At 58.2% G+C, this 11,163-nt stretch carries 11 protein-coding genes and 1 tRNA gene; 11 read left to right on the forward strand and 1 reads right to left on the reverse strand.

All coding sequences use genetic code 11. The features are described 5' to 3' along the window. From VMU57_RS08900 to VMU57_RS08945, 10 genes are all read left to right on the forward strand, one after another. Nucleotides 1-324: glutamate ligase domain-containing protein (locus tag VMU57_RS08900; RefSeq protein WP_414648620.1), on the forward strand; the 324-nt coding region annotated here is incomplete at its 5' end. Nucleotides 325-736: 412 nt separating this feature from the next. After that, the gene (locus VMU57_RS08905) at nucleotides 737-1,030 is read left to right on the forward strand and encodes a metalloregulator ArsR/SmtB family transcription factor (RefSeq protein ID WP_325382561.1); all 294 of its coding nucleotides are present in this window, start codon (nucleotides 737-739) and stop codon (nucleotides 1,028-1,030) included. Next, on the forward strand, nucleotides 1,027-1,863 hold the full coding sequence (locus VMU57_RS08910) for a formylmethanofuran dehydrogenase subunit E family protein (RefSeq protein WP_325382562.1): 837 nt from the start codon (nucleotides 1,027-1,029) through the stop codon (nucleotides 1,861-1,863). Before VMU57_RS08905 ends, VMU57_RS08910 begins: the two co-directional genes overlap by 4 nt. A 300-nt stretch (nucleotides 1,864-2,163) precedes the next feature. After that, nucleotides 2,164-2,994, forward strand: a complete 831-nt coding sequence (locus VMU57_RS08915) for a permease (RefSeq protein WP_414648621.1) — start codon at nucleotides 2,164-2,166, stop codon at nucleotides 2,992-2,994. Nucleotides 2,995-3,018: 24 nt separating this feature from the next. Further along, entirely contained in the window at nucleotides 3,019-3,252 is a 234-nt protein-coding gene (locus VMU57_RS08920) for a thioredoxin family protein (RefSeq protein WP_325382563.1), read from the forward strand. A 236-nt stretch (nucleotides 3,253-3,488) separates the two neighbouring features. Beyond that, nucleotides 3,489-4,796 (forward strand): TolC family outer membrane protein, encoded by a 1,308-nt coding sequence (locus tag VMU57_RS08925; RefSeq protein ID WP_325382565.1) that lies wholly within the window; start codon nucleotides 3,489-3,491, stop codon nucleotides 4,794-4,796. Between the two features lie 31 nt (nucleotides 4,797-4,827). Then, the gene (locus tag VMU57_RS08930; RefSeq protein WP_325382567.1) at nucleotides 4,828-5,910 is read left to right on the forward strand and encodes an efflux RND transporter periplasmic adaptor subunit; all 1,083 of its coding nucleotides are present in this window, start codon (nucleotides 4,828-4,830) and stop codon (nucleotides 5,908-5,910) included. 1 nt (nucleotide 5,911) lies between these two features. Continuing rightward, nucleotides 5,912-7,645, forward strand: a complete 1,734-nt coding sequence (locus tag VMU57_RS08935; protein WP_325382569.1) for an ATP-binding cassette domain-containing protein — start codon at nucleotides 5,912-5,914, stop codon at nucleotides 7,643-7,645. Beyond that, nucleotides 7,642-8,757 carry an ABC transporter permease gene (locus VMU57_RS08940; protein WP_325382571.1) on the forward strand — a complete coding sequence of 372 codons (1,116 nt, stop codon included), beginning with the start codon at nucleotides 7,642-7,644 and terminating at the stop codon, nucleotides 8,755-8,757. Before VMU57_RS08935 ends, VMU57_RS08940 begins: the two co-directional genes overlap by 4 nt. Further along, nucleotides 8,757-9,875, forward strand: coding sequence for an ABC transporter permease (locus VMU57_RS08945; RefSeq protein WP_325382573.1), 1,119 nt, complete (start codon nucleotides 8,757-8,759; stop codon nucleotides 9,873-9,875). The genes VMU57_RS08940 and VMU57_RS08945 overlap by 1 nt, the downstream gene beginning before the upstream one ends. A gap of 183 nt (nucleotides 9,876-10,058) precedes the next feature. Here the strand turns inward: VMU57_RS08945 and VMU57_RS08950 are convergent, their stop codons facing one another. Further along, nucleotides 10,059-10,811, reverse strand: coding sequence for a Fic family protein (locus tag VMU57_RS08950; protein ID WP_325382575.1), 753 nt, complete (start codon nucleotides 10,809-10,811; stop codon nucleotides 10,059-10,061). 182 nt (nucleotides 10,812-10,993) lie between these two features. Here VMU57_RS08950 and VMU57_RS08955 point away from each other — a divergent pair. Next, nucleotides 10,994-11,068: transfer RNA gene (locus VMU57_RS08955), tRNA-Gly, on the forward strand. Nucleotides 11,069-11,163 lie beyond the last annotated feature (95 nt).

Raw genomic sequence — 11,163 nt, forward strand, 5'->3', positions numbered from 1 at the left:
TACAAGCGCATCCACGTGGTCTTCCAGCCCCACCGCTACACCCGCACCGCCGACCTCATGGACCGCTTCGCCACCGCGTTCACCGATGCCGATTCGGTGTTCGTGCTGCCCATCTACGCCGCCAGCGAGCAGCCCATCCCCGGCGTCACCGCGGAGCGCCTGGCCGAGCGGATCGAAGGCCCAAAAGTCCGGTTCGTTCCCGACTTCCCCGCAGCCATCGCCGCCGCCACCGCTGCCGCCGGCGAAGGCGACCTGATCCTCACGCTGGGCGCCGGCAACGTGAGTCAGCTCGCTCCGCAGATCGTGGATCATCTCAGCAAATGAGCTGGTAGCCGGTAGCCCGCAGCCGCCCAACTCGCGCCCACGCCTCGCCGGATCGGCCCGATCTTGTTCACTGGTCGCTCTGGTCGCGCAATCGGAAGGAAGAGATCGAAGGGGTTTCACTGGAAGAGCGGCTCAAAGATATCTCCCAGACAGAACAGGTCGATGTCAATCGCCTCAGGCGGCAAGTATCCTTTGACCGGTTGTCGGCAAGGCTCTTCCGGGACGCTGCCGCACCCTGGGTATTGAAGGGTGGTTACAGTCACGCCCAAACGCGCTATTCGGGCTCTGCATTTCTCAATCGGCTCTGATTCGGGGGCTGCTGCTCAAAAGAAATGAGCGAAGTGTGACAGCGGTCACTGCCGACTAGGGCCGTTGCATGGCAACTTGGCCAATAAGGAAACGATGTTGAACCGTGGAAAAGCGCAATTCATTTACGCAGCAGGCAAAGATGCTCAAGGCACTCGCCCATGAATCCCGCCTCATGATTGTGGATCGACTCAGTCGGGGAGAGTGCTCGGTTGGAGAGCTGAGGGATCTTACCGGCGGCGATCTGTCGACCGTTTCGAAACACCTGTCATTGCTCCGCGCGCACGGCATTGTTGAGGACAGACGCGAGGGAACCACCGTTTATTACCGGCTGCTGACGCCTTGTGTCTGCAACTTCTTCACCTGTGCAACGCAGGTTCTGAAAGAGAGAACGAGATGACCGCACAAGCAGGAGCGCTGAACTGCGATTCCATATCCACAGGGGTCGGTCGGACGATAAGCTCGCAACATCTCCGCTTCGTCGCGAGGCTCGCGACCCTCATTGTTGTTGCATTGCTGAGCGCTGCTCAGGCCTTGCCGGCCCAACGGGTGCACGAGGACAGCTTCTATCCTGCATGGGCCAGTGACGCGCGCTATCTTCAGTCTCTTACGGTTTTGGATACGGATAGCGCTTTGGGGCGACGGAACCTGCATCCGAAGCGGATCACTCTGAAAGACATGGCGCGGATGCATGGCCACCTTTGCGATGGCCTGGCCACGGCCTGGGTGGAGTTGGGCCAAGCGCTGCGGGCAATGTTCCCCGATGGCATTGTGGACCGTACGGATGTCCGGGTGGTCTCGAAGAATGCGCCCTGCTGGGCCGATGCAGGCGCCTGGATGACGGGTGCACGTATCAACCAGGGCACTCTCGTTCTGGACAATTCGGTCGGTGATGGCTTCATTGTGCAGCGCATCTCGACAGGTAAAGCGGTGCGGGTATCATTGCGTCCGGGCATGTATCCAGCGGAGCTTGCGGCGCTGGAACAGTCCATCCGCTCCCGACGTGCGCACGGTGATGCGGTTGCGCCGAGCGATATTGATCGCTTTGAGCGTGGCGCCGATCAGTACATTCTGAAGCTGCTAAACACACCACCCGACCAGGCCGTCACGGTTGAAGAGCTCGCCGGCTTCGAATTTCCAGACCACAGCAAAAATCCGCTTGCACCGCGGAGCGACATTATCAACCGCGATGTGCTCCGCAGTGATCTGCGGACCAGCGACGCGACGAAATAGCAATGGTTCGTACGAATTCAATGCAGGTTTTGTAGTTGAGGTTGAGCCATGGCGATACAGGTAAGCACCGCATGCGAGATGAAGACCGGGAAGCAGCGGAAAGGCTTGCAGAAGTCAGCTTTCCGCAGCGCTCTCTTGATCTGTTTGGGGCTCGTGGCGTGGTGGCACATCTATCGGAGGCTGAGCGCATTCGCAGATTGGTTCGCATTCTCGGTTCTGCATTGTTCGCCGTCGACTCGGCTCGGCTCTGCGGTCCAGTTCATGGTTTACGAATCGCCAAAGGTTTTGATGCTCCTGGTATTGGTGGTCTTTGGCGTGGGTATTGTGCGGTCGTTCTTCACGCCGCAGCGCACGCGCGCCATGCTTGCCGGAACGCGGGAGTCGGTGGGCAACGTGCTGGCGGCTCTGTTGGGCGTCGTCACACCTTTTTGCTCCTGCTCCGCTGTGCCCTTATTCATCGGGTTTGTGACGACGGGCGTACCCCTGGGCGTGACGTTCTCTTTTCTCATTGCGGCTCCAATGATCAACGAGGTTGCGCTGGTGCTCCTTTTCGGCCTCTTTGGCTGGAAAGTGGCTGCGATCTATGCGGGCACCGGTCTGATGATCGCGATGATCGCAGGTTGGATAATAGGGCGGCTGAAGATGGAGCACTACGTCGAGCCGTGGGTCTACGAAGCGCAGATGAGCGACGGCATGGATGAGGACGCGAAGCTCACTTGGGCTGAGCGAATCCATCTCGGGCGCGAAGCGGTCCGCGACATTGTTGGCAAGGTGTGGCCATACGTGCTTGTCGGGATTGCCGTGGGCGCCGGCATTCACGGCTACGTACCGCAGAACTTCATGGCGCACATCATGGGCAAGGGTGCGTGGTGGTCGGTACCGCTGGCCGTGCTGATCGGGATTCCCATGTATTCGAATGCGGCCGGAATTATTCCTATCGTGCAGGCATTGCTGCAGAAGGGCGCAGCTCTGGGGACTGTGCTGGCTTTCATGATGTCGGTGATCGGATTGTCATTTCCGGAGACGATTATTCTGCGCAAGGTTCTGCGCCCGCAGCTGATCGCGGCCTTTATTGGCGTCGTCGCCGTGGGAATCCTCATCGTCGGCTATCTGTTCAACCTATTGATGTGAACAAAGGGAATGGGAGAAGGATTTATGACAACTTTGCAGATACTCGGATCTGGATGTGCAAACTGCGTGCGCCTCGCGCATAACACGGAGGCGGCGGCCAAGGAACTCGGCATGGAGTTCACGATAGAAAAAGTGACGGACATTCAGGCGATTGTGCGCGCTGGCGTGATGAAGACACCCGCTCTGGTGGTGGATGGCCGGGTCAAGCTCTACGGTCGCGTACCCAATGTCGACGAGCTGAAGACCATCCTGGCCTGAAAAGGGCCGCACCAGGCAGACTAAGCCCCGCTGATGCGGGATCAGCCCACAGCGGTGCCAGTTTTCGAGACATTGCAAAGCGTCAAGTAAAGGCGCTGCCCAAGCCGGGATGGAACGATGACCCAGTCAGGTGGAGAGAAATGACAATATTCTCAGTTCGGAGATGTTTTTACCTTCGAGCAAAAAGGAAAGGCACCAACATATCTAGTTGTCTTTTGTCGATGCTCTCAACGGCCTTGATCGTAATCTTGTGGAGCGCGACCCTCGCCGCTGCGCAAACGGCCGGGGAGGATCTCGAATCAGCCTATCAGCTGGCGGCCAGTTCCTCTCCGCTCATTGCTCAGGCCCGCGCACAGCTTGACGCGGAGCTGGCGGGGAAACCTCTGGCGCGTTCGGCGCTTCTTCCCCACGTCAACGCGAGCGCCAGCGGAGGCATGAATACGGGACGCGTAACGGGGTTCGGCGCTCAGACAATTTCCACTGGCTATCACTCCGATACTTTCAGCGCCAGCTTGACGGAGTCGCTCTTCGATGGCCAGAGTCTCATTGTCATGAAGCAGGCCGACAGCCGCATCCAGTCGAGCGAGGCCGCCCTGGCCTACGCACAACAGGCTGTCGCATTGGAGGTCACGCAGGCCTATTTCGGCGTTCTGCATGCGCAGGCGAATGAGCGGGTCGCGCAGCAGCAGCTTGAATTGTTGCAGAGCATTTATGACCAGACAAACGCCAGCTTGAAAGTTGGAACGGGAGATATCATCTCTGTCGAGGAGGCGCGGGCACAACTGGATGCTGCAAATGCCGATCTGATTACGGCGAAGAATGCGATCTCGGTCGCAAAGAGCCAACTCGAACGCCTCACGCATCATCCGGTTGGAGTCTTACAGGACATCACGACTCTGCAGGCAATCGGTCCCCAGCCGGGCACCGTGGATGCCTGGGTCGCCGCCGCCCTTAAGAACCAGCCGCTTCTGCGACAGGCCAGGGCGACCCTGCACGTTTCCGTACAACAGGTCCAGTACGCAGAGCGAGCACGCTGGCCAACCCTGACCCTGAGCGGAGTTGGACAGCACGCTGCAGGTACATTGATACCGCCCGTCGCTGTGGATCAGGTGGGCGCCTCCTTGAATCTTTCGATTCCGATTTTCGAGGGTGGACACACGCGCGCAAGCATTCACCAGGCGCAGGCACTTGCACGCGCCAACCAGGAGAACGTCGCGAATACGCAGGACCAGATCACTCTGGATACGCAAACCGCATTTCTCAATCTCGAAAGCAGCGTTGCCCAATACCGGGCCGCTGAGCAGTCGGTCACCTCCGCGAAGACATCCCTTGAGGGAACCCGCAAGGGCTATGAGATCGGGAGCCGGTCGATCATTGATCTGCTGACTGCGACGACGAACTACGCGGCGGCGCAGCGCACTTACTATCTAGCTCTTTATACGCAACTGGTGGCCAGAACACAGCTCAAGGCGGCAGCGGGGGTGTTGACGCCTTTGGATATTGAGGACATCAATTCATTGCTCAATGGCAACACCTCCAGGTGAGCGCGAACGCGGGTTGATTGGGAGATTCTCTATGATTTCGGTCAGAAAGCGCATTTCGATTCTGGCAGTTGCGATCGTTCTTGTTACGGGTTTCTTCGTCTGGCGCAGTCTCCAGCAAAAGCGCGTGGCCAGCGACAGCATCACGCTCTATGGCAACGTCGACATCCGCCAGGTGCAGATCGCGTTTAATGACAATGAGCGCATTGACAAACTGCTTGTGGACGAAGGCAGCGTGGTGCATGCCGGCCAGTTGATTGGCCAGTTGGTGCGGCAGCGATTTTCCGATGCCGTTGCGCAGGATCAATCGCTCGTAGCCGCACAGCAGCAGGTCGTGGCAAGGCTGCACGCCGGGAGCCGCCCCGAAGAGATCGCAGAAGCGCGCGCGGATGTTCGAGCGGCCGAAGCCAATGTTGCCGCCGCACAGGCGAACGTGAAGAATGCCGAGCTGCTCTATCACCGGCAGCAAACACTCGCCCAGCAGCAATACGTTTCGCTGCAGATTCGGGATGATTCCGAACGCGCCTACCTCGCGCAGAAGGCCGACCTCGCAGCCGCGCAGCAGATTCTTGCAGCCAAACAGCAGGCCCTGCAACTCGCCGTGATTGGCCCCCGCAAAGAGGACATAGCCGGGGCTGAGGCAACTCTTCAGGCCGGCCGGGCGACGCTGGCTCTGGCACAAAAACAACTGGACGATACTCAGCTTTACGCGCCTGCCGAGGGCGTCATTCAGAACAGGGTTCTGGAACCCGGCGATATGGCCACTCCGCAAACGCCGGTCTTTACTTTGGCCCTCGACAATCCCCTCTGGGTGCGTGCCTACCTGCCGGAAACGCAGATGGGCAAGGTCGCTCTGGGCATGCGCGCATGGATCGAAGTGGACAGCTTCCCCGGTCAGCGCTTCCCTGGGTGGGTTGGTTTCATCTCTCCGGTCTCGGAATTCACGCCCAAGAACGTGGAGACAACAGAACTGCGCTCTCAGCTTGTCTATCGCGTTCGTGTGTATGCCTGTAACTCGGATCATCGTTTGCGCCTGGGCATGCCAGCCACTGTCGTCATCCCCCTCAGCAACAATACGGCTCACGGAATCGATGCCCATCCCTGCGAGGAAAAATGAGATGGGCGCGATCGTAGTCAGGAACCTCAGCAAATCCTTCGGCAAAGGAACAAGCCGTAAGGATGCGCTGAAGAATATTTCCTTCGAAATCGCCGAAGGAAGTATGACGGCGCTCATTGGTCCGGACGGCGCGGGCAAAACAACCCTCCTTCGGCTGCTTGCCGGCATCCTTCAGCCGGACTCCGGAGATCTTCGCGTCCTTGGTCACAAGCTGCCGGGTGAGGCGTTGCAACTCCAGGCCCGGATCGGCTATATGCCGCAGCGCTTTGGCCTCTATGAAAATCTCACCGTAGAAGAGAACCTCACGCTCTTCGCCGATCTGCACAACATCCCGGACAACATGCGAAAGGACCGATTCGATGAATTGCTCACCATGACTGCGCTCGGGCCCTTTCGCAAGCGCCGGGCTGGGCAACTCTCCGGCGGCATGAAACAGAAGCTCGGACTGGCATGCACCCTGATTCATCCTCCGCAACTGCTGCTCCTGGATGAGGCCAGTGTCGGCGTGGACCCGATCTCGCGCAGGGAACTGTGGAGCATCATCCGGCAACAAGTTGCTCATCAGCACGTAACCGTTCTGCTGAGCACGGCGTATATGGATGAGGCCGAGCGATGCGATCATGTCATCCTTTTGCACGAAGGGGAGATTCTTGCCCAGGGAAATCCGTCGCAACTCGTCGCACCCATGGAGGGCCACTCCTTCCTTCTGGAGGAAATCTCCACTGGTCCGCGCAATCTTCAGTCTCAGATTGCCCGGTTGCCGGGCGTGGTCGATACGGCGATCCAGGGGGACGGATTGCGCATCGTGATGGAAAAGGTTGAAACGCCGCCTTTGCCCGCGAATCTGGCCATTCACGGTCCCTCGAAGCCGGTTGCGGCCAGGCTGGAAGATGCGTTCGTCAGTCTTCTCTTCAAGCGAACTCCGCATCATTTCATCCCTCTGCCACCGCTCCGGAATTCGACAGGCGATGATGCCGCGGTTGTCGAGGTCAGGAGTCTGTCCCGCTATTTTGGCGCCTTCGCTGCGGTGAAGGATGTCAGTTTCTCAGTGCACAGAGGGGAAATCTTCGGGCTGCTCGGAGCCAACGGCGCCGGAAAGTCCACAACCTTCCGGATGCTCTGCGGCCTGCTGCCAGCCTCATCGGGAACACTGAGGGTCGCGGGCGCCGATCTACGTTCGGGTGCCGCGGTAGCGCGGGCACGCATCGGTTATGTATCGCAGAAGTTCTCTCTCTATGGGGCTTTAAGTGTCCAGCAGAATCTGACTTTCTTCGCCAATGTCTATGGCCTGCAAAGCCGACGCAAACGAGACCGAATCGCGTGGGCGCTCGATGAACTCGAACTGAAGGACTACATCGCCATGAACGCCGCAGAGTTGCCGCTGGGATACAAACAGCGCCTCGCTCTGGCCTGCGCATTGATGCATGAGCCAAGCATCCTGTTTCTCGACGAGCCGACGTCTGGCGTCGATCCCCTGGCGCGGCGAGAGTTCTGGGCTCGCGTGAATGCGCTGGCGGAAGGTGGAACAACCTGTCTGGTGACAACTCACTTCATGGAAGAGGCGGAGTACTGCGATCGCCTCGTCCTGATGTCGCTGGGAGAGGTGCTTGCGGAAGGAACACCCACAGAGATCAAGAATCGAGTTCGGCGCGCCGATCAGCCCAATCCAAGCATGGAAGATGCTTTCATCTCTCTGATTGAAGAACACGAGCGCGTCAGCCGGAGGGCATCATGAACCGGATGCGCATCAAAGGCCTCATACGCAAGGAAGCGTATGAGATACTCCGCGATCCCTCCAGCATCGCCATTGCATTCGTACTGCCACTGGTGCTTCTGCTGATCTTCGGATACGGTGTTTCATTGGACGCCCGGAGCATTGCAATCGCTGAAGTGGTTGACCAGCCGACGTATCTCACGGCATCCTTCCTCGCGGAACTGGAGCATTCTCCCTGGTTTAGCCCCACGCTCTATCCGGACCAGGCATCTGCGGAGAGAGCCATGATGCGCGGCCGCGCCCAGGCCATTCTCTGGCTGCGCAGTGACTTCACCCGCCGTGCTTTGAGTTCCGGAGAATCACCCATTCACCTCACCGTAAACGGCGTCGATGCCAATCAGGCGCGCATCATCCAGAACTACGTGAATGGAACCTGGCAGGCTTGGCTTCAGCAGCAGGCGACGCTTCAGGGTCAGCCGCTTGCCGTTCCTGTGGTAGCCGACGTGCGCATCTGGTTCAACCCTGCACTCACAAGCCGCGAGTATCTGATTCCGGGACTCATTGCCATTATCATGACGCTCATCGGAGCCCTGCTGACTGCTCTGGTCGTAGCGCGCGAGTGGGAGCGCGGCACCATGGAGGGCATCATGGTTACGCCTGTCGCCAAAACGGAAATTCTGCTGGGAAAGCTGGTCCCATATTTTGTCATGGGGATGGGCGGAATGATGATGTCCACTGCAATGGCGGTCTTCCTGTTTCATGTGCCGTTGCGTGGCTCATTGACGGTTCTCGTCGGAACCTCTGCTCTCTTTCTTCTTACCGCCCTGGGCATGGGGCTGGCGATTTCTGTCCTGGCGCGCAGTCAATTTGTTGCCGCCATGGTGGCCATTGTCGCCACATTTCTTCCCGCATTCATCCTGTCCGGATTCTTGTTTGATATCCGCTCCATGCCGCGTGTCATTCAGATCCTGACTCACATTGTCGCTGCGCGCTATTTTGTGGCCACTTTGCAGACCTCCTTTCTTGCCGGGGACATACGGTCCGTCATCCTGCCCAACGTATTGGGCCTGGCCGTCCTCTGCGCGGTCTTTCTAGGCTTGTCTGTACTGCGGTTTCGCAAGAGGTTGGACTGATGCGAGCGATGCTTCAGCGCGTATTTGCACTCGTCGTGAAAGAGCTCCTGGCTCTTCTGCGCGATCCCGCCAGCCGCGCCGTCCTCATCGGTCCGCCAATCATTCAACTCATTGTGTTTGGCTATGCGGCGACCTTTGAGCTCAAACACGTGCCATTTGTTGTTTACAACCAGGACCAGGGACAACTCTCGCGGGAGCTTGTTGCGCGCTTTGCCGGGGCGCCCAGCTTCGATCTGCTTTCGCCGGTGCACAGTCAGGAGGCCATCGAGCGGGCCATCAACGACAAGTCCGCCCTCATGGCCTTGGACATTGGCCCTAACTTCAGCGCTGACCTGGAACGCGGGCAACCGGCACATGTCCAAATCATCCTCGACGGAAGAGATTCCAACACTGCCGCCATTGCCATGGGCTATGTGCAGTCCATCGTGACCCAGTTCAATCGAGAACAATTCCTACGGCACGGAGCGAAACCACCAACGACCGTGCTTCTGGACCGTGCCTGGTTCAATCCAAATCTCGACTCACGATGGTTTATCGTCCCCGGCATCTGCGGCATTCTTACGCTCTTGGTGAGTATGCTCACGACTGGTCTCTCCGTGGCGCGTGAACGCGAGATGGGAACCTTCGATCAACTCCTCGTGACACCGATGCCACCGGCAGAGATTCTGTTGGGAAAAGCTTTGCCAGGGTTTCTGGTCGGTACAGCGGAAGGGTCGCTGATTATCTTCATGGCCGTATTCTGGTTTCACGTTCCCTTCACCGGCAGCCTGTTGGGTCTCTACATCGGTCTGCTCTGCTTTTTATTCTCCTCGGTCGGCATCGGGCTGATGATTTCGTCTCTGGCCGTCACGCAACAGCAAGGGCTTCTCGGCGTGTTCCTCTTTATGGTGCCTGCCATAGTGCTCTCCGGTTTCGCAACCCCGATCGCCAATATGCCTCCCGCCGTGCAATACATCACGCTGCTCGATCCGTTGCGATACTTTTTGATTATCTTGCGAGGCAGCTTTCTGGAGGGCGGCGGAATAGCCCTCTTCGGTCCGCAATACTGGCCCCTGCTTACGATTGGAGTGATCTGCATGATCATCGCCGGCAGCCTCTTCCGCAAGCGCATCGGGTGATGGACGCGATGCCTCACCGCGAGCCGCGGTTCACGTTCGACGGTCTCCGCCAGTTTGGGCAACATGCTCAGAGTCACGACGTGGCGCTCGGAATCGATCTCCGATCAAGTGCTGCACGGCTCGTATGCATACGCCCGCACCATCTCCGCTTTCGGAAAGCTGTGTGCTACGCAAAGATCCCGATCATTCCGCATTTGACGGAATAATGTGCGTAGGCTCTTCGAGAATTTCGAGGAGCTCCCGCGCGCAGTAAACCCGGTCACGTTTCGCGTCTGAGACCGTTTGCAAAATTCCGTTGCGCTCCAGACGCTCGATCGCACGCTGTGCGGTGGTAAACGCGAGTGTGAGCTGGCTGGCGGTGCCGGTGATGGTGAGGAAAGGATTGGCGGCCAGCATTTCAATTACGCGCAGCGGGGTATTCGTCGAGTGCCCGGCTAGTTTGCTACGCCACTCTGCTAACAGAAGGTTGATGCGAGTCGCGCGATTCAGCGCATCTTCCGACATGCGGGCAATCCCATGCAAACAATACTCCAGCCAGTCCTCCCAGGCACCTCGATTGCTCACTCCGCGAAGACCCTCGTAATAGTCGCACCGGGAGGCCTCAAAGAACGCCGAGAGATAAAGGAGCGGGGTCGGAAGAATCTTGCGTTCGATCAGAAACAGCGTAATGAGCAGGCGGCCCACACGACCGTTACCGTCGAGAAAGGGATGGATAGCCTCGAATTGATAATGGGCAAGCGCAATGGTCACCAGCGGAGGGAGGTTCGACTCGTGAATGAATGTCTCCCAATCCGCTAGGCAAGGCTCCACTTCGCCCGGAGGAGGCGGAATGTAGGCTGCTGTTGCCGGTGTGCTGCCGGGCTTGCCGATCCAGTTTTGCGTTTTCCGGAACAACCCCGGTGGCGTGTGCCGGCGCTGAATAGGAAAATGGGCCACGGATCGATATTCAAACCGATCTTGTCGCCGCCACTTCGCTCACAGATATTGACGCGATATTAGCCCTTAGTGCTGTGCGATCATGAGCTTATAATGCTGTACAGGCGTCAATGGTGCCCGGATTGAATAGTGGGAATGAGATTATGCCACTGATTCTTCACGCAACTATTTGATTCTAAAGGGCGGGAGTAGTTCAGTGGTAGAACGTCAGCTTCCCAAGCTGAATGTCGCCGGTTCGATCCCGGTCTCCCGCTCCATAAAATCAATGGTTTACGAAGAGACCTCGAACCTTCTGCTCCATTTCTGCTCCAATTACATCAGGAAAAGGCTTTTTTCCAGTCGATTGACCGCT

The organism is Edaphobacter sp. (assembly GCF_035532915.1).
Classification (GTDB): domain Bacteria; phylum Acidobacteriota; class Terriglobia; order Terriglobales; family Acidobacteriaceae; genus Edaphobacter.

Bases quoted from the DNA above. Each gene is read 5' to 3' on its own strand.
- VMU57_RS08910 (WP_325382562.1), top strand. From the start codon at position 1,027: ATGACCGCACAAGCAGGAGCGCTGAACTGCGATTCCATATCCACAGGG.
- VMU57_RS08920 (WP_325382563.1), top strand. From the start codon at position 3,019: ATGACAACTTTGCAGATACTCGGATCTGGATGTGCAAACTGCGTGCGC.
- VMU57_RS08930 (WP_325382567.1), top strand. From the start codon at position 4,828: ATGATTTCGGTCAGAAAGCGCATTTCGATTCTGGCAGTTGCGATCGTT.
- VMU57_RS08935 (WP_325382569.1), top strand. From the start codon at position 5,912: ATGGGCGCGATCGTAGTCAGGAACCTCAGCAAATCCTTCGGCAAAGGA.
- VMU57_RS08940 (WP_325382571.1), top strand. From the start codon at position 7,642: ATGAACCGGATGCGCATCAAAGGCCTCATACGCAAGGAAGCGTATGAG.
- VMU57_RS08945 (WP_325382573.1), top strand. From the start codon at position 8,757: ATGCGAGCGATGCTTCAGCGCGTATTTGCACTCGTCGTGAAAGAGCTC.